The 20241-nt window shown below is 68.2% G+C and carries 15 protein-coding genes and 1 tRNA gene; 8 read left to right on the top strand and 8 right to left on the bottom strand.

What is annotated here, in order from left to right; genetic code table 11:
* Positions 1–13: 13 nt before the first annotated feature.
* The gene (locus AMYBE_RS42015) at positions 14–1363 is read right to left on the bottom strand and encodes a serine hydrolase (protein ID WP_020661166.1); all 1350 of its coding nucleotides are present in this window, start codon (positions 1361–1363) and stop codon (positions 14–16) included.
* A gap of 20 nt (positions 1364–1383) precedes the next feature.
* Positions 1384–3666 carry a S9 family peptidase gene (locus AMYBE_RS0119980; protein ID WP_020661165.1) on the bottom strand — a complete coding sequence of 761 codons (2283 nt, stop codon included), beginning with the start codon at positions 3664–3666 and terminating at the stop codon, positions 1384–1386.
* Positions 3667–3777: 111 nt separating this feature from the next.
* On the opposite strand from AMYBE_RS0119980, the gene AMYBE_RS0119975 reads away from it, so the two are divergent.
* Positions 3778–4455: a TetR/AcrR family transcriptional regulator gene (locus tag AMYBE_RS0119975; RefSeq protein WP_020661164.1), complete on the top strand. Its 678-nt coding sequence runs from the start codon at positions 3778–3780 to the stop codon at positions 4453–4455.
* Positions 4456–5514: 1059 nt separating this feature from the next.
* Here the strand turns inward: AMYBE_RS0119975 and AMYBE_RS42010 are convergent.
* On the bottom strand, positions 5515–7017 hold the full coding sequence (locus AMYBE_RS42010; RefSeq protein ID WP_034287131.1) for an alpha/beta hydrolase: 1503 nt from the start codon (positions 7015–7017) through the stop codon (positions 5515–5517).
* The gene (locus AMYBE_RS0119965) at positions 7014–8000 is read right to left on the bottom strand and encodes a serine hydrolase domain-containing protein (RefSeq protein WP_020661162.1); all 987 of its coding nucleotides are present in this window, start codon (positions 7998–8000) and stop codon (positions 7014–7016) included. The genes AMYBE_RS42010 and AMYBE_RS0119965 overlap by 4 nt, the downstream gene beginning before the upstream one ends.
* A 458-nt stretch (positions 8001–8458) precedes the next feature.
* Here AMYBE_RS0119965 and AMYBE_RS0119960 point away from each other — a divergent pair, with 458 nt between their 5' ends.
* The 5 genes from AMYBE_RS0119960 to AMYBE_RS0119940 all read left to right on the top strand — a co-directional run bounded on the left by AMYBE_RS0119960 (position 8459) and on the right by AMYBE_RS0119940 (position 12238).
* Entirely contained in the window at positions 8459–9625 is a 1167-nt protein-coding gene (locus AMYBE_RS0119960; protein WP_020661161.1) for a serine hydrolase domain-containing protein, read from the top strand.
* 275 nt (positions 9626–9900) lie between these two features.
* Positions 9901–10299: an SseB family protein gene (locus AMYBE_RS43425; protein WP_154676254.1), complete on the top strand. Its 399-nt coding sequence runs from the start codon at positions 9901–9903 to the stop codon at positions 10297–10299.
* Between the two features lie 48 nt (positions 10300–10347).
* A complete protein-coding gene (locus tag AMYBE_RS0119950) occupies positions 10348–10686 on the top strand; it encodes a hypothetical protein (RefSeq protein ID WP_020661159.1) in 339 nt (112 codons plus the stop codon).
* Positions 10686–11903, top strand: coding sequence for a WXG100 family type VII secretion target (locus tag AMYBE_RS0119945; RefSeq protein ID WP_020661158.1), 1218 nt, complete (start codon positions 10686–10688; stop codon positions 11901–11903). Before AMYBE_RS0119950 ends, AMYBE_RS0119945 begins: the two co-directional genes overlap by 1 nt.
* Positions 11900–12238 carry a hypothetical protein gene (locus AMYBE_RS0119940; RefSeq protein WP_020661157.1) on the top strand — a complete coding sequence of 113 codons (339 nt, stop codon included), beginning with the start codon at positions 11900–11902 and terminating at the stop codon, positions 12236–12238. The genes AMYBE_RS0119945 and AMYBE_RS0119940 overlap by 4 nt, the downstream gene beginning before the upstream one ends.
* 457 nt (positions 12239–12695) lie before the next feature.
* On the opposite strand, the gene AMYBE_RS0119935 is transcribed toward AMYBE_RS0119940, so the two are convergent.
* From AMYBE_RS0119935 to AMYBE_RS0119920, 4 genes are all read right to left on the bottom strand, one after another.
* Positions 12696–13670 (bottom strand): tyrosine-type recombinase/integrase, encoded by a 975-nt coding sequence (locus AMYBE_RS0119935; RefSeq protein ID WP_020661156.1) that lies wholly within the window; start codon positions 13668–13670, stop codon positions 12696–12698.
* Between the two features lie 76 nt (positions 13671–13746).
* Positions 13747–13820, bottom strand: a tRNA-Arg gene (locus tag AMYBE_RS0119930).
* A gap of 726 nt (positions 13821–14546) precedes the next feature.
* Positions 14547–15005 carry a peptidase inhibitor family I36 protein gene (locus AMYBE_RS46230; RefSeq protein ID WP_020661155.1) on the bottom strand — a complete coding sequence of 153 codons (459 nt, stop codon included), beginning with the start codon at positions 15003–15005 and terminating at the stop codon, positions 14547–14549.
* Between the two features lie 268 nt (positions 15006–15273).
* Positions 15274–16320, bottom strand: a complete 1047-nt coding sequence (locus AMYBE_RS0119920) for a LacI family DNA-binding transcriptional regulator (RefSeq protein ID WP_020661154.1) — start codon at positions 16318–16320, stop codon at positions 15274–15276.
* Positions 16321–16452: 132 nt separating this feature from the next.
* Between AMYBE_RS0119920 and AMYBE_RS0119915 the strand changes: the two genes are divergently transcribed.
* Positions 16453–18462, top strand: coding sequence for a bifunctional copper resistance protein CopD/cytochrome c oxidase assembly protein (locus tag AMYBE_RS0119915; protein ID WP_027927826.1), 2010 nt, complete (start codon positions 16453–16455; stop codon positions 18460–18462).
* A 102-nt stretch (positions 18463–18564) separates the two neighbouring features.
* Complete coding sequence (gene ettA / locus AMYBE_RS0119910; RefSeq protein ID WP_020661152.1) at positions 18565–20241, top strand: energy-dependent translational throttle protein EttA; 1677 nt, start codon at positions 18565–18567, stop codon at positions 20239–20241.

Below are 20241 nucleotides of genomic sequence, written 5' to 3'. Positions count from 1 at the left end.
ACAAGGCGTGGAATCAGGGGACTCGACGGGCGGTGAAAGCGCCGTTGTGCAGGTGGCTGGCTGCGCCGTCGGGGCCGACGGTGAAGGCGATGTCCCAGGTGTGGTTGCTGGTGACGGCGTCGTCGGCGGGCAGGAATCGGTGCGCGGCGATCGGCAGCAGTTCGGTTTGGAGCCGCTCGCCGTCGCTTTGCTCCGCGTCAAGCAGCAGGGTGCCGTTGTCGGTGCTGATCGTGTACCGCACGCCGTGGGCGTGGTACCGGCCGGAGTAGGCGGACGGGTCGAGTTCGAGTCGGGGATCGGGGGTGGGCCGGGGTGGTTTGGCGATGCCGAGCCAGTCGCGGAAGACCACGTCGGAGATCGCGTCGGCGAACGGGTACCCCCGGGACGGGGTGTTGACGACGGTGGCCACGGCGACGTCGAGCGAGGGCGCCCAGAGCAAGCAGGAGGATCCGTTGGGAGTGGTGCCGCTGTGGCCGAAAACCTCGACGCCGTCCCAGGTTTTGCGGTAAGGGCCGACGCACCAGGAGTCGGCGAACACGCGGGCGGGCACGTCCGCCTGCACTGTCTGCATGGTTTCGACGGCGTTCTCCGTCAGCACGCGGGTCCCGTCGTCTGCCTTGCCGCGGCGCAGGAGGAGCCGGCCGAAGCGGGCCAGGTCGCGTGCTGTGGTGGCCAGCGACGAACCGGCCGGGCCGCAGCCGCGGGAGAAGCACCACGGGCGGACGACGTCGTCTGCTCCGGGCAGGTGGCCGACTGCGGTCGGGTGGTAGGGCAGGTCCGCGAAGAGGCTGACCGACTCGGCGAGCCCGGCGGGGCGCAGCAGGCGGTCGCGCAGAGCGACGTCCCAGCTGGTTCCGGTGAGCTTTTCGATCAAGCGGCCGGACACGTTGGTGGATGCGTTGCTGTATCCGTACGACGTGCCTGGTGCGAAGGCCAGCGGGATTTCGGCGAGCAGGTCGAGATAGCGGCTGATGCAGTCGTCGTCGTTGCCGGTGTCGGTGTACGGCCCGTTGTCCAGGCCGCTGGTCATCGACATCAGGTGCCGCGGGGTGATGTCCCGCCAGTGTTCCCCTTCGGCCAGGCGTACGCCGGGCAGGTAGCGGGTCACCGGGGTGTCGAGGTCGACTAGGCCGGCGTCGGCCAGTTGCAGGACGAGGGCGGCGGTGTAGACCTTGGTGGTCGAGCCGATCTGGAAGACCGTGTCGTCGGTGACCGGGGTTCCGAGTTCAGCGTTCGCGGTGCCGGAAACGGCCTGCAGCACCGTGTCGCCGCTGGCGATCGCGACCTGGGCTCCGGTGACGGAGAGTCGTTCGCGGGCGTCGTCGCAGAGTTGCCGCAGCGCGTCGGCGGAGAAGGTGGGCATGGGTCGTGCTCCTTGTCGGTTCAGCCGCCGAGCATTTCGAGCAGCTCGGGCGTGATCGGGATGTCGGCGAGCTGGTAGCCGGCCGGGGGCCGTCGGCCCATGAGATGCCGGACCAGGTGATCCCAGCGGCGGCGGGTGACGTAGCTGTTGCGGCCGAAAAAGGTGTGCTCGACGCCGGGGACGATCAGGAGATCGAAGTCCTTGTTCGCCTCGATCAACGCGTCGACCAGTCGCATCGTCAGGTGCGGGGTGACGTTGTCGTCCATCTCGCCGTGGATCAGCAGGAGCTTGCCGTCGATCCGTCCGGCGAGGCCGACGTTGGCGGTGCGCGCGTAGATCTCGGGATCCAGCGGTCCTTCGTAGCTTTCGCCCCACATCGCGTGGTAGCAGCGGTTGTCGTGGTTGCCCGCCTCGGCCACGCCGACCTTGTAGAACTCGGGGAACAGGCCCATCGCCCGGACTGTCGTGAACCCGCCGCCGGAAAGCCCGAAGATGCCGACCCGGTCCAGGTCCAGCCACGGGCGGGTCTCGGCCAGTTGGCGCAGGGCCGCGACGTGGTCGTCCAGCGCGCCGGCGGTGGCCAGGTTTCCGTACGAGTAGTCGTGGAAAGCCTTGTCCCGGCCGGGAGTTCCGCGGCCGTCGATCGCGAGCACCGCGAAACCCAGTCCGGCCGCGGCTTCGGCTTCGACCCCGTAGAAGCCCTGCTCGAAGCAGGGCTGGACGCGATGCCTCTGCGGACCCGGGTAGGGGTGATCGAGCACCGGGTAGCGCTGCGTTTCGTCGAAGCCGCAAGGCTTGTACAGCAGGCCGTAGACCGGGGTCACGCCGTCGGCCGCGATGGTGCGGATCCGCTCCGGCGGTGTCCACCCGGCGGCGAGCAGCGGCCCGATGTCGGCCTGTTCCAGCTCCACGAGCACCGCGCCGTCCCGTCCGCGCACGGTCGTGACCGGCGGAGTGTCCACAGTGGATGCTGAGTCGACGAACCACCGGCCGTGGTCCGGCGTGGTGAGCGCGTGGTCCAGGTCGTCGTCGGCGAGTCGGGTCAGTGCGCCGCCGTCCAGTTCGACTTTCACCAGCGACCGGCGATACGGATCCGCCGCCACCAGGCCGGAGACGACGAGATGCGCGACGCGCTCGGACTCGTCCACGTGCACGATTTCCTGTACGGCGAAGGAACCCTTGGTGAGCTGCTCGACCAGTACGCCGTCTTCGTAGCGGTACAGGTGTCCCCAGCCGTCGCGCTGCGAGTACCACAGCACTTCCCGGCCGCCCGCGAGCACGTGCACGATCGGTTTCTGCAGGATGCTCTGTGCGGCCTCGACGCGAGTGTCGCCGTGCTCCTCGAGCATCGTGCGCACCTCGCCGGTCGCGGCGTCGAGGGCGTGCAGGCGCAGGGTGCGCAGGTCGCGTGGTTGATCCAGGTAGTACACCGTCTTGCCGTCGCGCGCCCACCACGCCTTGCCGAGGGCGATCGGGCTGAGGTAGGGGAGCAGGAAGGGCTCGGCGCCGGCCCGGGTGGTCGTCCGCGTGGCGATATCGAGCACGAACCATTCGCCGCGCGGGAGGGTTTCGCCGGGAACCGCGTAGCGGTAGGCGTGCAACCGGGGCCGGCTCCCGTCCGGCGGTGCGGCCTCGACCAGGTGCATCCAGGTCACGTCGCTCTGGTCGAGGCGGTGGGTGAGGAGGCGCGTCGAATCCGGCGACCACGCCAGCGCCGGCGGCGGCTCCGACAGCCCGAGCTTGCCCAGCAGGTGCCGGTTGCTCGCCGAGTCCGGGCTCGCGGCGTAACTCCGGTCCGGGGTGCCGTCGGCGGTGAGCGCGAATTCCTCGCCGGTTTCGGCCGATCGCACCCACACGTCGTGCGCGCGGCGGAACGCCACCCACTTCTTGTCCGGCGAGGCCAGTTCCAGCGGCGACGGACTGCGGTGATCCGTGTCCTGCGCGCAGGTGTAGGTATCGAGCCGGCACGTCCAGTGCGCCCCGAACGCGTCGAAAGCCACGGCGCCGTCAACGAATTCGATCCCCCGGAACGGCAACGCGTACGGCTCGACCGGCTGCGCGCTCGCCGCCGCCAGGGCGGCGGCCAGCCGCTCGTGGTCGAACGCCGGCCGGCGCGTGCGGGCCGCGACGTCGACCAGCACGAACTCCCCGCCGCGCTCGGTCTCCACCCGGTACCAGAACGCATCGGTCTCGCCGATCCAGCGGGGCCTGACCTTCGCGCGCAGGGCCAGCCGGGGCCGGTGGTGCAGCAGCAACCGTTCCGCGCGGGCGTAGACCTCGGCGGGGAGTTCTTCGACGGACATGCGGGTCTCCCTCGCATCGACTACCGATGATACAGTGTAAAGTACACTGTACGGTACGGGTGTCAATACACTTTGGCCGAACGTTCCTGCCCGAACGAGACTGGAAGCCGGATGTCGTCGCAGAACACACCGCACGCGCGGGCGCCGCGCGGCACGCTCAGCCCGGAACGCATCGTGAACACGGCGATCGACCTGATCGACCGCGACGGGCTCGCCGCGCTGAGCACCCGCCGGCTCGCCGGGGAACTGGACGTGCGCCCGATGGCGCTCTACACGCACTTCCGCGACAAGGACGCCATCCTGGCCGCGGTGACGACGGAACTGCTGGGCCGGTTCGAGTGGCCCGATCCCGGCACCGAGGACGTCGAATGGCTCCGCCAGGTGATGCGTGCCTACTTCCGGCTTTACACCGCGTATCCCGCGCTGTTGCAGCTGGACGTTCAGTCGACCCGGCAGGTCGACGACGTCGAAGCCAAGATCGCCGAACAGCTGTATGCCCGGCTGGCGCGGCTGAACGTCGATCACCGCACCGCCGTCGGCCTGCTGGCCACGCTGATCCGGTTCGTGCTCGGCTGCGCGACCGTCTACCCCGTCCGGCGCACCTGGGACGAGGATCCGCAGCACTGGGAACGGGTGCGGCAGCAGTGGGCGCATCTGCCCGCCGAGGCGTACCCGTCCATGCACGCGCTCACCGACGATTTCCCCGCCTTCACCCAGTGGGACGTCTTTGAATTCGGCCTGGACACGATTCTCGCGCCGCTCGCCGACCGTCGCTCAGACCGGGCCTGACGGCGCCTCGCGAAGACGCATCGCGACAGCTATCGGCCTCGATCAGTGCCATTCCGGGTCACGCGGCGAGCGGGTGCCGCCGCACCTGATGGCCGCCTGCGCCGAGTTTTGATCCTGCGGCGTGGGTTTGCAGGTCTGGCGCAACGTGCTCTCCGGCGATTCTCTGAGCTGCCCGGGCTTGCCTGCGGCGGCATCGGTGAGCACATGCACGGTTTGGACGAGGTCCGCGTTCTGCCGAGAGTCGGCGAGCGGGTGGCCAACTGTCCACAACGGACCGATTCCGGGTCGCCATGCTCGGTGCGGACGGCGGTCGGCCACGGTTCGATCGACTGCTCTCGGCTGGATGAATCCAACACCGCCAAACCCGATGGCGGCAGGCGGGCCAAACTTGCCTGGATGCACAAGGGAATCTCGATCCTGCCGAGCAGTCGTCGCAACCTTGACGTCGCAGAGGTCGTCGACGTTTCCGGGCCCACTTTCAGCAACCCTCCCGGTGAAATTTCCGGTAGTTCTTCCTGTTGTGACCACATCCGATGACGTAGTTTTCTCTTGGCCGGCCGCAAACAGGGGATCGGGAGGCTGACTCTCGCCCTGTCTTTGATCCTGGTGGTTCGCGGGCCCTGAGCCCGAACCGCCCTCCGCGCGCGGGAGGACCCCCCGCTCCGGCGCGCACAGCCCCGGACTCCACGGCCCGCCGGAGTCCGGGGCTGCTCCCCGTCTCGAAGATCTACGCCAACGCCAGAGTGCCTGTATCCAGTCCTCCTCGGAGACAGGCATCGCGCATGCGGATAAGAGCTGCGGAGCGCCGCGGCCAGCTTCAAGATGGTTGCCACTCTCTTCGTGCTAATGCCGTCCTGAACTCCCCGGTGCGCGCCTGCGGAGCATGCCCAGATCGGCGAGCGCGTCATGCCGATCGCGAGGTTGTGCGCTTGTGCCACGGCGGCCCGGGTGCCGCGAGTGATCCCCATCTGGCCCGGTGTGCAGGTCCGTGAGGGCCTCCCTGAGGGAATCAGATTCCCTCAGGGACCCCCTCACGGACGACGAGAATTGGCTGCGGAATCAGATACTGACGCGTCCCCAGCCGCGGACGGCCCAAGGGCCTGCCTGTGCTTTGCCGCTCGCGGTGTCCGGGCTTTCGAAGGCCGGGCACCTGGTGCCGTCGGCGGGCAGGCTCAGCTCGAGCAGGTAGCGGTCGGTGATCGCGCGCCCGCACGGACTGGCCGAGTAGACCCCGTGGCCCCAGCCTTCGTAGGCGACGAAGACGGTACTGTCCCGAGACTGTCGGTGCGCGTTTTCTGCCCAGCTGTACGGCGTGGCCGGGTCGTGGACGGCGTTGGTGAGCAGGATCTTCGGCGCGTTGCGGATCTTCAGGTCCCGTTGCGGGTTGCTTGCCGGGGGAAAGCCTAGGCACGTCATCATGGCACCGTGTCCGAGGACGGACCCGGGGACGCGGGGAGCGACGCGGGTCTCGAGATCGACGAGCGTGTTGTACTCCCGGTACGAACGGACCCGCAGGTCGTAGTCGTTGCAGAAGATCCCGGCGAACGCATTCTCGGTCGTGCCGGCCGTCCGTGCCGCCGTCGGTGCACCGTCCCGCAGCCAGATCACTTCGGCGGTGAATTTTTTCCAATCCGGGCCGTAGGCCATGCTCACCGCCTTCTCGGCCAGTTTGTCCTTGCTCAGGTTGCCCGACGGCGCGGCCGGGTCGGGCAGTTCGCCCCGAGCGGCTTTCGCGAGCAGGTCCTCCCAGACCTTTCCAGCATCCTGCCCGTGCAGCGGCGACGACGGCGTGCGGTCGTTCCACTTCACCCACTCCATCAGCGAATCCTGAGCGGTCCGCGCCGAGGATTCGACGAACTGGCGGGTGCCGGCGCTGTGGTCCATGTTCGAATCGATGACCATGGCGCGGATCCGGTCGCCGTAGCGTTCCGCGTAGTGCTGGCCGATGATCGTGCCGTACGAAACACCGTAGTAGCTGATCTTTTTCTCGCCGAGAGCCCGCCGGATCTCCTCGATGTCGCGCGCGACCTCGGCTGTCGACGCGTGGTCGAACACCGGGCCGGTGCGGCGGCGGCAGTCCTCGCGGAGGTCCTTGTTGTAGGCGACGTAGCGGTCGAACTCCGCGGCGTTCGCCGGGTGCCGCGTCGGTTCTTTGCCGAGCATTTCCCGCGAGCACACGATCGCCCGGCTGCGCGCGACACCACGCGGGTCGAACCCGATGACGTCGAAACGCCGGAGGAGTTCCGGGCTGAAGTCCTTGGGCGCGTCGAACGACATATCCACGCCGGAGCCGCCTGGTCCGCCGGGGTTGATGAGCATCACTCCGATCCGTTTCGCCGGATCGGTCGCCTTGCGCCGGGAGACGGCCAGGCCGAGCGTCTCCCCGTCCGGCTTCGCGTAGTCGATCGGTACCGCCAACGTGGCGCACTCGACCTCGGGCTTCTCCGCGCAGGGCCGCCACTCGAGCGGCGGCCCTGCGGCGTTCGCGACTGCTGCGGTCCCGCTCAGCAGCGAAGCCGAACTCAGGAACAGCACCACAGCCCTACGGACCAGGGACTTCATCGGTGCCCTCCTTCCGCGCGTGACCCGCACAGCGCATGCACAACGAGCTTCGACTCCGCGGCCGCCGTCCTTTCCTCCGTCTTCGAGCCCGGCTCGAGGATGCCCGCGTTCACCGAGAATTCAACGTGCCGCCTGCCGTCGGCCGTGCTGATCATGTCGGCTGAGGTTCCTTGGATGTCGCCGCCGTGACCGATGCCGATGCAGCCGGGCGCGTACTCGGTCACGGAAATACCCAGGCCGTACCCCGTGCGATTGCTGGCGGGCACGGTCTTGAGCATTTCGGCGAGCAAGCCCGGCTTAAGCAGCTTGCCACCGAGCAGCGAAGACAAGAACGTGTCGAGGTCTTGCGTGGTAGAGACCATTTCCCCGGCGGAGAACGCCTGCGACGGGTCCAGTTCGGTGACGTCGACCGTCGTGAGCGCAGGACCCTGGCGGCAGGTCAGGTAATTGTGCGCATGCGGGCCGGGGATGGCCCGGTTCGTGCCCGGGACGACGGTGGAATCCAGCCCCAGCGGCTTGATGATGCGACGAGCGACTTGAACACCGTACGGGGTTCCGGTCACCTTCTCGACAAGCAAGCCGGCCAGTACGTAATTCGTGTTCGAATAGGAGTATTTCGCACCCGGCTGGAAGTTGGCGGGCTTCGACAAAGCGAGCCGGACCAGTTCTTCCGGGTGATAGTTGTGGAATCTCTTGTCCAGCCACTCTTTGCCGGATATGGGAATGCCGGGCTCGATGGTTCCGTCGGGCTTCTCTTCGCCGGTGTAATTGAACAAGCCGCTGGTGTGCTGCAGCAGCATGCGAACAGTGATCCTCTTGCCCAGCGCGAACTCCGGCAGGTACTTGTCCGCCGGATCGTCCAGTCCGAGCTTGCCCTCGCCCACCAGCTGCAGAACCGTGGCGGCCACGAAGGTTTTCGTGATGCTCCCGATCCTGAATCGCCCCTTGGCCGACGGCGAACCGGGTTCGCCGAGCTTGCGCAACCCGGCGCTGCCGCTCCGTCGCCGAGCTCGTCGCGCACCCGGACCTGCACACCGGCGGCCCGGTCGGCGGTCAGTTCGTCCATCACCGTCCGGAGCGCCTGACGGTGAGGCGGCTCGGCGCCGGCCGCGAGAGCCGGCGTGGCGAGGCCGGCGAGCAAGGTGGCAGGCAGCGCCGCGGCACACGATCGCCCGATCCTCGCGCTCATTCCTTTTCTCCGGTTCGCGCACCGCTTTTCTTCTCCATGCTAAACACTCCTCCCGCTTGTCCATGTAGCGAAACCTAACAGGTCAGACTGAAAAAGAACGGGAAATCAACCGCAAGACGGAAAACTTCCACCAGTTCTTCCGGTGGAACTTCCTGGAGCTGGAAGAAGATTCCGGCTATACTGCACCTGAACGCCCAGCTCTGCCGCGCCAAACGGCAATCTGTGTCGCAATCCGTCGGGAAGGGAAACTCTGTGCCACTCGCGAATGACGACGGCAGTGACCGCCGCGGCCGCCCGTTTTCCCCCGGTGCGAAGCGGATTCCGGTGCCTGCCGATGTCGCTGCCGCGTCCTCGGAGAGCGCCCTTCAACGCGACGCGGACGAGCTCGTGGCCAACGGCGCGCCCGGCGTGCTGATCGAATCGACCACCTCCTCGGGGAACCGGGTCAGAGTCCGCAGCGGGTACGGCGACCTGGAGAAGAAGACGCCGGTGCCCTGGGACGCGCATTTCCGGATCGCCAGCTTCACCAAGACGTTCGTGTCCGCCACCGTCTTGCAGCTCGTGGGCGAAGCACGGCTCTCGCTCGAGGACACCGTGGACAGGTGGCTTCCGGGGCTGGTGGCGGGCAACGGCAACGACGGCCGCGCCATCACCGTCCGGCAGTTGCTGCAGCACACCAGCGGTTTGCGCGACTACTTCGGCGATCTGTCCGAACTGGGGGACGAGAAGGGTTTCTTCGAGCATCGTTACGACCGGCTCAGCGCGCCCGACGCGGTGAAGAAGGCGGTGTCCCGCAGGCCGGATTTCCAGCCAGGAACGAGCTGGGGTTACTCGAACACCAACTACGTCCTCGCCGGGATGGTGATCGAGAAAGTGACCGGCCAGTCGTGGCGGCACGAGGTGCGCGACCGCATCATCCGGCCGCTGGGCCTGCACGGGACCTCCGCCCCCGGCACGTCGCCGCGCATTCCCGGCCCGCACGCCCGCGGTTACCACCGATTCCCGGTCCCGGGCACGGACAAGCCCGGCGAGCGAGTGGACGCCACTTCGATGAACCAGGCGATGGGCGGCGGCGCGGACGGCGAACTGATCAGCACCACCGAGGACGGCAACAAGTTCCTCAAAGCGCTGATGGCCGGCGAAGTGCTTCGTCCCGCCCAGCTGGCCGAGATGAAGAAGATCGTGCGCGTCGGCGAAACCGGCGACGACGGCTACGGGCTCGGCTTGTCCTGGACCCCGACGTCGTGCGGCGGGTACTGGGGACACGATGGCGGCGTCCACGGTTTCCTGACCGGCAACGGCGTGACCGAGGACGGCACGCGCAGCGTGATGATCAGCGTGAACACGTTCACGCTGGACAACATCGGCGAGACGGACCCGCTGGCCACGGTCATCGAGCACGCCCTCTGCGAGCGGTAGTGCCCCGCCGTCTCCGAATCGTTCTGTGCCAGGACCTGTTGCCGGGAGTGGCTTGCTTCACGAGCAGGAGCCGGATGCCGTTCAGGTTCAGGCGGTCGTCCTGCAGCTCGTACCCCGTTCGGGGGAGGCTGTGTTTCTCGCGTGGTTGGCTGCGGGTCTGACGTCGGCATGCCCGGGTCGCTGACTCATGGCTGGTCCGGGTCGTGTCCGGGTACCAACGGCGTTCTTCCCGGAGATGGCTCCACGCACCCGCGTGGTCACGTATAGTGTCGGCCGTGGGCTGGCAAGAGGCAGATGCGCCGCTGGCGGTTCTCGCCCGGGAGGTATGGCAGGGGTACCGGGGTCCGGGCGATTTCATGGACGGTTTCGCCAGCGCGGTGGTGTGGACGCTGCGGACCGAGCAGCCGGGGTTGCTCGTGACCGACACGGGTTCGCGGGGCCGGTGGATGCCGGTCTTCTCGACTCCCGAGCGGTTGGTCGCATACGCAGGCGACGGCTTCTTCATTTCTTGTACGGGTGCCGAACTGTTGAGTCTGGTGCCGCCTGGGGTCGGGTTGATGCTCGATCCGGCCGACGAGCACCGGTTTCCGATACTGGCACGGATGGCTCCGCCGGACGGTGTGGCGAGTGCCTGGGCTGAGCTTGCCGGGACGCGGCGTCCGCAGAACGGGTGAGGGGTTTGGCGGCCTGGGTGGGTCCGCGGGGATGGAGAGGGGAGATCTATGGACGGTCCAGGATTCCATGTCGACGTCGGCGTGCTGGAAGCTGCGTCGAAGAACATGCAGGATCTGTGGCGCAGCCAGGACGATTTCGAGCTGCGCGGGTTGTGCGGCGAGCCGGAATTGTACGGCCACAGCGGAGTGCACGATGCCCTCGCTGACTTCTGCGGGCAATGGAGCGTGGGGCTGGATGCTCTGTGCGACCGCGCAAATGACCTTGGCGACATGCTGGGCAAGGCTGCGCAGGCATACCGGGCCGTCGAGCACAGCAATACGGGAGCGCTGAAGGTGGATCCTGGCACGGACGCGGTCACGCCTGATCAGCCGATGAGTGGCTACTGATGGGCGAACTCGGCGAGACGTCGGATCCGAAAGCGTTGGTTCCCGGCGATCCGCCCGCGGTCTTCGAGAACGTGCGGGTGATGAAGGCGCGCGCGAACACCGTCACGTCGGTCGGGGACGCATTGAAGCGCATCGATACGGGCAGCTGGACCGGCCAGGCTTCGGACAAGTTCCACGAGGACCACCAGACCGAGGTGCCGCGTTGGCTGCAGGGTTCCGATTCGCTGCAGAATGGTGCCCAGGCGCTCGAGGATTTCGCCAACACCTTGCAGTGGGCGCAAAGCCAAGCCGCGGAAGCCGTGGCCAAATGGCAGCAAGGAGACGGCGCGACAGCGCAGGCGAAGGCCGCCCATGATCGAGCGGTCGCCGACGCAGAGGCCAAGACGCGGGAACACCAGCAGAAGGGCGACCCGACGGTTGTTCAGCCGCCGCCATTCGCAGACCCCGGCGAGGCGCAGCGGCAGGAAGCGCGGGAGATGCTGGGGCGGGCGCGGCAGCAGCTGCAGGAGGCCGGAAACGCCTGTGCGGACGCGCTTCGTCTCGAGGCGTCCCTGGCTCCGCAGGACTCTCAGAAGCAATCGGACGGCAACTTCTTCGGCGGGATCTGGGACACGATTTCGGGTGCTGGCGAAGGACTGTGGAACCTGGTTTCCGACCCCGGCGAGACGGTTGTGGCGATGGCGCACAACGTCACGCATCCGGTGGAGACGTTCAAGAACGTAGTCGCCTGGGATGACTGGGCGAGCGGGCACGGGGATCGCGCTCTCGGGAAGATGGTCGGCGGTCTGCTGCTGTTCGGAGCGGGCAAGGCGGCGAAGGACCTGCTCGGCAAAGGGGAGCGCGCCGGCGGGGAGCATGTGCCCGAGGCCAAGGTCGCGAAAACGCGCGAGGAGCGAATCGCCGCCGTACACGACATCGTCACGGACGACAACGGCTCGATCCGGGGTACCCAGGGGAAGAGCAGGGGCGTCAAGGTCGTCGATACGGTCGAGCTCGGCAAGATGGTCGACGATGCGCGCGCGAGGCTGGGGCCGCCGGACAAGGTGGCGCACACGCCGAAGGGCACGGTGGAGACGTGGAGGATCAGCGACGATCCGCGCGCATCGGTGACCTACCGGACGTACAGCGGTTCGGGCGGCGACACCCTTGACATCAACCGCGTGGAGGGTCTGAACAATGTCAAGCGGTATCACATCGAGAGCGAGGGAAAGCAGTGAAGACGCCAGTCGAGTTCGCGGATGACGTCGAGTATCTGGTCGAGTATGCCCAGGACGACTGGGTCGGGATGTCGCCGGTGACCGCGGTGGCGTCTGCGATGGCGGGCAAGGGCGCGACCCTGGAACAGCAGATCTCGGCGCTGCTGACGTTGATCGGGGACCTCATGGACCGGGGCGCGGTTCCCGGGGATCTCGTCGAAGGCGATCCCGACTTCGTCGCGTGGAGCGGGACGAGGGACGAGGTCCTGCAGCGGATCGCGCGTGAGACGCGCGCGCTCGGCGAGCTGCCGGATTCCGGCGAAGTGACGTGGCTGCACGTGATCGGTGAAGCCTGACACCGCTGAGCGGTGAACGTCATGGTGCTCCACCTTCAAAGGCGCCTGCGCCGAGGCGTTGATCGACGCAGTCCTCGACACCGCCGGAGCCGTCGCCTACGCCACCATCTACAGCAGACTCGGCGCGGGAGCCATCGAGGCCGGCAGTGAGCTCCCTGCCCTGGCGGCAGGCCGATTGAAGCCTCGATGTACTGGTGATGCCGGAAGATCAGCGTTCCGTCCGGAGCTGGGTCGAACAACGCCGTAGCGAGCACATCGCGATAGTCATCGGGTTCGATCGGCCTCGCCGGTTCTGGCGGTTCCGGGTCGGCGGGCAAGTCGTCGACGCTGAAGACCCCCTTGGCACTCGAATGTACTGCACTGAAGAGGTTTGCTAGACAAAGGTCCGTTGTCCTGTTCAGGGCTCTGGGGCGTGAGCGCAAGATCCCGCCGAGGCTGCTTTCTTGGCAACACCGCTCTACAGCCGGTCTCCAAGGCCCAGGCGTCGGTGTGCATCGCGGGCGCGTTCGTCGGCGTTCGAGGCGCCGTAGCGGGCGACCATCGAACGGGACTTCCACCCCATCAGTCGCATGAGGTCCTGTTCCTCGCCGCCGTTGGCGAGCCAGTTGTGCGCGAAGAAGTGTCGGAACGAGTGGGGGTGGATGCCGGTGTCGGCCTCGGCTCGTGCGGCGCGTCGCTCGAGCATTTGTCGGATGCCGCCGGGTTTGAGGGGGCCGCGGGCGCGGGTGGCGAGCCAGAACGCGCGATAGCGTTCAGCGTGCTTCTCCTTGGCCCGCGCTCTCCGGTACCGGCGCAGCGCATCGGATGTCCGGGCCCCGAACGGCAGTACGAGGCGGCGCCCGCCCTTGAGGGTGACTTCGACGGTGTCAGTGTCGAAGTTGAGGTCGCCGAGGGTGACGCCGGCAAGTCCGCCGACGCGGACGCCGGTGTCCGCGAACAGCCGGATGATCGCTTCGTCGCGCAGGTTCTCGAACGTGCGTCCTTTGCATGTCGCGAGGAGCGCGGCGATCGCGTCGTCCGGCGGGACCGGCGGCGTCGGCGTCTCGAAGCGCGGCGGCCTCATCTTGCGGAACGGGTTGACGGTGACCTCGCCCTCGTCCTCCAGCCAGGTCCACAGCTGCTGCATGGACCGGTACTGCGCGGCCGCATAGGCGGGCTTGACCGTCTCGCCTTCTCGGCCGTTGCGCCGTGTCTTGCGGTTCAGCAGCTCGGCGAAGTAGGTCTCGAGGTCCGCCGTCCCGATCTCCTCCGGTTGGAGCGACAGGTCGCGCTCGACAAGCCACTGGACGAGGTAACGGGCATGTCGCAGGTAGAGGGCTACGGTGCTGGAGGCGATCTTCCGGGCGAGCAGAGACCGCTTCCAGTCGTCCAGGAGCGCGGGCAGCGTGGAGAGGTCGGTGTCCGGTTCATGGACCTCGGCGAGGGGTTCCATGCCGCCGACGTCAACCGTGAAATCTCTTGCTGGGGAAACGCTGTGCTCGTGACGCGCACAGCGTTTCCCCTGGTAGTGCCCCCGGCAGGACTCGAACCTGCGACCTAGAGATTAGAAGGCTCTTGCTCTATCCGGCTGAGCTACGAGGGCTCGGGCGGTCGACCGCTGCTGACCTCCAGCAAGGGCAGCTTAGTCATCGCCAATCTCTCGATCGTTCGACACCGTCGAATCGTTTCAGGTTCGCTTCGCCGGATTTGCGTTTGTTCGGGTGCGGATCGCCACGGCACGCGAAGGTGCGCGTTTGTGCTGGTCGGACGCGGCACCGGGGCAGTGGCCTTGTCGCGCGGAAGACCGGCCGGGCGGGCGGGGCGGACATGGGGGACTCCTGAAGCGCTGGTCGGAGGGGGTCGGCGGGCGGTGCGGGACGGGGGGACTGTGCCGATCTTGTGATGTTGTCGTGAGCCGGTGCCTGGGCTGGTTGGGCGGTTCGGCGGTTGCGGTGCCGGGGCCGGCGTGCTGGGGGCGCGGGCTCGGGCGGACGGGGCGATCGGGCGGAGTGTCGGCCAGGGAAGGCGGGTGGAGACGAGGCGTGACCGTTCGGGTTCGTTCGGTCGCGGTCGCCAGGCAGCGGACGGTGCGATCCGGAAGAAGCGGCGCGACCGCCCGGCCGGAAAGGGTCTGTTCCCGGGCCTCGCCTCCCGGTGCCGGGTCGGGGCCGGTGCCGGGAGGCGAGGGGATGGGGACCCGTGGACGTGGGGGTCGCGCGTCCACGGGCCTGGGGCCGCTCGGGGTGCGGCCCCCCTGGACCGGCGCACGGTCGGCTGCGAGTCGACTCGGCCTGGAGCTAGCCGGGGGTTCGCCGGGCCCGGTCTCGGGTTACTCCCACACTTTCAGGGCTCGGACTGCGAACGGGGACTGCGGAACGTACGTGCCACCGCCTGGGTAGGTGATGAAATCTCCCTCGGTGGAACAGTCCGTTCCCTGGTAGATCGTGACGTCGCGGGTCATCCGGTTGACGAAGGAATGCGCCTGGAATCCCTCGGGCAGGGGAATGCAATCACCCGGATTGACGGTGCGGAGATCGTAGCTCTGGGCGGTGCCGGAATACGTTTCTCCGTCCCACAGGCAGAACTCTCCCGCGGTGCACACCGGATCTTCGGTTGCGGGAGCTGCCCGGACGGCGGCCGCGGGCACCGCGCCAGCCGAAGAGGCTGGCGCGGGGGCAGGCGCGCCGGCGGCAGAAACAGCAGCGTCGTCGTCGGCAGTCGGAGTTGCTTGTGCCAGGCCGGAACCGCCGAGCAACCCGGCGGCGGCCAGTGTCAGCGCACCGGCCACCCGGGCGGGTGTCCGCAGCGGCGAACGACGGCCGGACCTCGGCAAAGCAGGGAGCGGACGGCGGGCAGTCAGACGGTGAAACATTCGGGGTTCCCCTCCTCGATGCGACGGAAACCGGGAACCGGCGGCGGGGCGCCGGAAACCGGGCAGGTGTCCAACGATGGCGGGTTTCGGCGGATTTGTCTGCCCGCATTACTACGTCTGTGGACAAGTAGTTCCCCGTCACTCGAATGGGGCTCGGTTGTCCACAGATCGGCGAACGGTCTTGCTAAATCGCGCTCGCGCTTTCCCGGACTATCAGCGAAACCGGCAGCGACAGCGGGCCGCCGGGGACCTCCCCGGCCAGTGCCGAGAGGATCAGCGATCCGGCGGCCCGGCCCTTGCCCGCCAGGTCCTGCCGCACCGTCGTGAGCGGTGGTTCAGACCACGCGGCCTGTGGGGTGTCGTCGAAACCGACGATCGAAACGTCCTGCGGAACCCGCAGCCCAAGCCGGTGAGCTGCGGCGATGGCCGCGAACGCCAGTTGGTCGGACATGCACAGCAAGGCAGTCGGACGCGGAACGGCGGCGAGCAGTTCCGCGGCACTCGCCCGTGCGGTCGAAGCCGACAGCCACGGCGCCGCGGTGATCGTGATGTCGGTGACCCCGGCCGCGGACAGCGTCGACAGGTAGCCGGCCAAGCGTTCCCGGGTGCCATGGAAGGCGCTGGTCGGCTCGGTGCCGGAAAGTCGCGGCGCGGCCAGGATCCCGAACCGCCGGTGTCCCAGTTCGACCAGGTGCCGTGCGGCCGCGGCGGCGCCCCCGCGGTCGTCGCAGCCGACTCTCGCCACGTCCGGCAGCGCCGGCTGGTCGATGACCACCAGCGGCAATCCCCGTGCCTGCACGGCTTCCAGCGCGGGAGTGCCGTCCGACAGCGAGTACGCGACCGCGACATCCGCCTGCGCCGCCAGGACTTGCGCGGCCGGCGGGCCGTCCTGGCCCTCGCGGCCGGGCAGCAACAGCAGTGCGTTTCCGGTCGGTTCGACGGTCTTCGCCAGCGCGTCCAGAGTGATCGACAGGGCGGGGTCGGAGAACGCCGCCGACAGCGACGAATCGAGCAGGAACGCGATCGCTCCGGTACGGCTCGTGGCGAGGCTGCGGGCGGTCGGGTTCGGCCCGGGGTAACCGAGTTCACCCGCCACGCGCAGAATTTGCTCTCGCAGCTGCGCCGACAGCTGGTCGGGGCGGTTGTACGCGTTGGACACAGTGGCGCGCGACACTCCGACCGCGCGCGCGACGTCGTCGAGCGTCGGGCGGCGCCGCCGGCTGCTGGTCACCGGCGGAGCATAGAGGAATGCCTTGCCGGGTACCGGATTCGCTCTGGAAACCAGGCTCGACCAGTGCGAACGTGGCGAGGCGATAGCCGCACCCCCGTGCTAGGCCGGACCGGACCGGCCTAGTCTCGTAGCGTGAGCTCGGAACCTGTGACGAAACCCGCCGGACGCCGCACGAGTGTGCTTCCGCTGCTGTCGGTCGGCGTCGTGCTCGCCGCGGTGGTCGCGGTCGGGCTCGTCGCACTTACTGGCGGCGCGGGTTACGTCATCGCCGGTCTGCCCGACCCCGGGCTCGTCACGCGCTACGGCGTCACGGTCGTCCGCGTACTCGCCGAAGCCGCGTCGGTGGTCTGCGTCGGCTCCTTGCTGCTGGCTGCTTTCCTCGTCCCGCCGCAGAAATCCGGCACGCTGGCCCCCGACGGCTACGCGGCCGTCCGGACCGCTGGGATCGCCGCGTGGGTGTGGTTCGGCGCCGCGATCCTGTCGGTCGCCTTCACCGCCGCGGACAGTGCGGGCAAGCCGTTCGGCGAGGTGCTGTCCCCGGACGCGCTGCTCAGCCTCATCGACGCGATCGAGCAGCCCAAGGCGTGGCTGTGGACCGCGCTGATCGCGATCCTGCTCGCCCTCGGCTGCCGCCTGGTGCTCAGCTGGGGCTGGACCGCGGTGCTGTTCTTCGTATCCGTGGCCGGCCTGATCCCGGTCGCGGTCACCGGCCACTCGGCCAGCGGCGGTTCGCACGACCTCGCCACCAACAGCCTGCTGTTCCACCTGGTCGCCGCCGCGCTGTGGGTCGGCGGGCTGTTCGCCCTGCTCGCCCTCGGCTGGCGGCGCGGCAAGAACCTCCGCCTCGCCGCGCAGCGGTTCTCCAAGCTCGCGCTGGTCTGCTGGGTCGTGATGGCGATCTCCGGCATCGTCAACGCACTGGTGCGGATCAACCTCGGCGACCTGTTCACCACCGACTACGGCCTGCTCGTCGTCGCCAAGATCGTCGCGCTGCTGCTGCTCGGAGTCTTCGGTCAGCAGCAGCGCAGCCGCGGCGTCACCGGCCTGGTCGAGGGCAAGGGCGGCGGCCAGCTGCTCCGGCTCGCCGCGGTCGAAGTGCTGATCATGTTCGTCACCATCGGCATCGCGTCCGGCCTGGCCCGCACGCCGCCGCCGGCGGACGCGGCCACCCAGCCCGGCACGGTCGAACTCCTCATCGGCTACGACCTGCAGGGCCCGCCCACGTTCTGGCGGCTGCTCACCGACTGGCGCTTCGACCTCGTCTACGGGACCCTCGCGATCGTCCTCGCCGGGCTGTACCTGCTCGGCGTGCGGCGGCTGCGCAAGCGCGGCGACTCCTGGCCGGTCGGCCGGCTCGTGTCGTGGCTGGCCGGCTGCGTGGTGATCCTGCTGGCCACGTCCTCGGGCATCGGACGGTACGCGCCCGCGATGTTCAGCGTGCACATGGGCAATCACATGCTCCTGTCCATGGTCGCGCCGGTGCTGCTGGTGCTCGGCGGCCCGGTCACGCTCGCCCTGCGCGCGCTGCCGGTGGCCGGTCGCGACGCGCCTCCCGGACCGCGCGAGTGGCTGCTGGCCGCCGTGCACTCGCCGGTGTCGCGGTTCCTGACCAATCCGATCGTCGCGCTGCTGCTGTTCGTCGGCTCGTTCTACGCGCTGTACTTCTCCGGGCTGTTCGACAACGCGCTCAACTACCACTGGGCGCACCTGGCGATGAACGCGCACTTCCTGCTCGTCGGCTACGTCTTCTACTGGCCGGTGATCGGCGTCGACCCCGCGCCGCGGCGGCTGCCGCCGATCGGCAAGCTCGCGATGATGTTCGGCGCGATGCCGTTCCACGCGTTCTTCGGCGTGATCCTGATGAACATGCAGACGGTGATCGGCCGCGAGTTCTACACGTCGCTGAAGCTGCCGTGGGTCGGCGACCTGCTCACCGACCAGCGGCTCGGCGGCGGCATCGCCTGGGCGTCCGGCGAGGTGCCGGTGCTGCTCGTGCTGATCGCGCTGCTGGTGCAGTGGGCGCGCCAGGACGAGCGCGAGGCGAAGCGGCGAGACCGGCGCGAGGAGAACACCGGCGGCGAGGAACTGGCTGCTTACAACGCCATGCTGAAGAACCTCGCCGAGGGCAAACGGGCCGAGTGACCCGCCGGATTTGATGTCGTCCGCGTGATCTCGGCCTGACCCTCGGTAGCACCGTGGTGACCGCCGTCAGGCCGCCGGAGGAGCCACTCTACGATCGCTGTCATGGCCGAGTTCATCTACACCATGAAGAAGGTGCGCAAGACCGTCGGGGACAAGGTGATCCTCGACGACGTGAGCACCGCGTTCTACCCGGGCGCCAAGATCGGCGTCGTGGGCCCGAACGGCGCCGGCAAGTCGACCGTTCTCAAGATCATGGCGGGGATCGAGCAGGCCAGCAACGGCGAGGCGTTCCTGCAGCCGGGCGCGACGGTCGGCATCCTCATGCAGGAGCCGGAGCTGGACGAGAGCAAGACGGTCCGGCAGAACGTCGAGGACGGTCTCGGCGAGACCAAGCGGAAGCTCGACCGCTACAACGAGATCGCCGAGCAGATGGCGACCGACTACAGCGACGCGCTGATGGAGGAGATGGGCCAGCTCCAGGAGGAGCTCGACCACGCGGACGCCTGGGAGCTCGACGCGACTGTCGAGCAGGCCATGGACGCGCTGCGCTGCCCGCCCGCGGACGAGCCGGTCACCCACCTCTCCGGAGGCGAGCGGCGCCGGGTCGCGCTGTGCAAGCTGCTGCTGTCGGCCCCCGACCTGCTGCTGCTCGACGAGCCCACCAACCACCTGGACGCGGAGAGCGTGCTGTGGCTGGAGCAGTTCCTGTCCAACTACAAGGGCGCCGTGCTGGCCGTGACCCACGACCGGTACTTCCTGGACAACGTCGCGCAGTGGATCATGGAGCTCGACCGCGGCCGCGTCGTCGGCTACGAGGGCAACTACTCCACCTACCTGGAGAAGAAGCGCGAGCGGCTCGAGGTCCAGGGCAAGAAGGACGCCAAGCTGGCCAAACGGCTCAAGACCGAGCTGGAGTGGGTGCGGTCCAACGCCAAGGCCCGCCAGACCAAGTCCCGCTCGCGGCTCGACCGCTACGAGGAGATGGCCGCGGAGGCGGACAAGCACCGCAAGCTCGACTTCGAAGAGATCCAGATCCCGCCGGGCCCGCGCCTGGGCAGCGTCGTGGTCGAGGTCGAGAAGCTGCGCAAGGGCTTCGACGACCGCCTCCTGATCGACGGGCTCTCCTTCGATCTGCCGCGCAACGGCATCGTCGGCGTGATCGGCCCGAACGGCGTCGGCAAGACCACGCTGTTCAAGACCATCGTCGGGCTGGAGGAGCCGGACGGCGGCACGGTCAAGATCGGCGAGACGGTCAAACTGTCCTATGTGGACCAGAGCCGGGGCGGGATCGACCCGAAGAAGACCGTCTGGGAGGTCGTCTCGGACAAGCTCGACTACATCCACGTCGGGCAGGTCGAAATGCCTTCCCGCGCTTACGTGAGCGCGTTCGGCTTCAAGGGCCCGGACCAGCAGAAGCCGGCCGGCGTGCTGTCCGGCGGCGAGCGCAACCGGCTCAACCTGGCGCTCACCCTGAAAGAGGGCGGGAACCTGATCCTGCTGGACGAGCCGACGAACGACCTGGACGTCGAGACTCTGGGCTCGCTGGAAAACGCGCTCGAGCAGTTCCCCGGCTGCGCGGTCGTGATCTCCCACGACCGGTGGTTCCTCGACCGGGTCGCGACGCACATCCTCGCCTGGGAAGGCACCGACGAGGATCCGGCGAAGTGGTTCTGGTTCGAAGGCAACTTCGAGGGCTACGAGAAGAACAAGGTCGAGCGCCTCGGCGCCGAAGCGGCTCGTCCGCACCGGGTCACCCACCGCAAGCTGAAGCGCGACTGA

Origin of the sequence: Amycolatopsis benzoatilytica AK 16/65 (assembly GCF_000383915.1) — a bacterium.
In the GTDB taxonomy this organism is placed as follows: Bacteria; Actinomycetota; Actinomycetes; order Mycobacteriales; family Pseudonocardiaceae; genus Amycolatopsis; species Amycolatopsis benzoatilytica.
This window is presented reverse-complemented; position numbering and strand designations above follow the sequence as displayed.

Excerpts from the sequence above, each read along its gene's own strand:
- AMYBE_RS0119950 (WP_020661159.1), top strand. The coding sequence starts at position 10,348 with ATGGACGGTCCAGGATTCCATGTCGACGTCGGCGTGCTGGAAGCTGCG.
- AMYBE_RS0119935 (WP_020661156.1), bottom strand. The coding sequence starts at position 13,670 with ATGGAACCCCTCGCCGAGGTCCATGAACCGGACACCGACCTCTCCACG.
- AMYBE_RS42015 (WP_020661166.1), bottom strand. The coding sequence starts at position 1,363 with ATGCCCACCTTCTCCGCCGACGCGCTGCGGCAACTCTGCGACGACGCC.
- AMYBE_RS0119975 (WP_020661164.1), top strand. The coding sequence starts at position 3,778 with ATGTCGTCGCAGAACACACCGCACGCGCGGGCGCCGCGCGGCACGCTC.
- ettA (WP_020661152.1), top strand. The coding sequence starts at position 18,565 with ATGGCCGAGTTCATCTACACCATGAAGAAGGTGCGCAAGACCGTCGGG.
- AMYBE_RS42010 (WP_034287131.1), bottom strand. The coding sequence starts at position 7,017 with ATGAAGTCCCTGGTCCGTAGGGCTGTGGTGCTGTTCCTGAGTTCGGCT.
- AMYBE_RS0119945 (WP_020661158.1), top strand. The coding sequence starts at position 10,686 with ATGGGCGAACTCGGCGAGACGTCGGATCCGAAAGCGTTGGTTCCCGGC.
- AMYBE_RS0119980 (WP_020661165.1), bottom strand. The coding sequence starts at position 3,666 with ATGTCCGTCGAAGAACTCCCCGCCGAGGTCTACGCCCGCGCGGAACGG.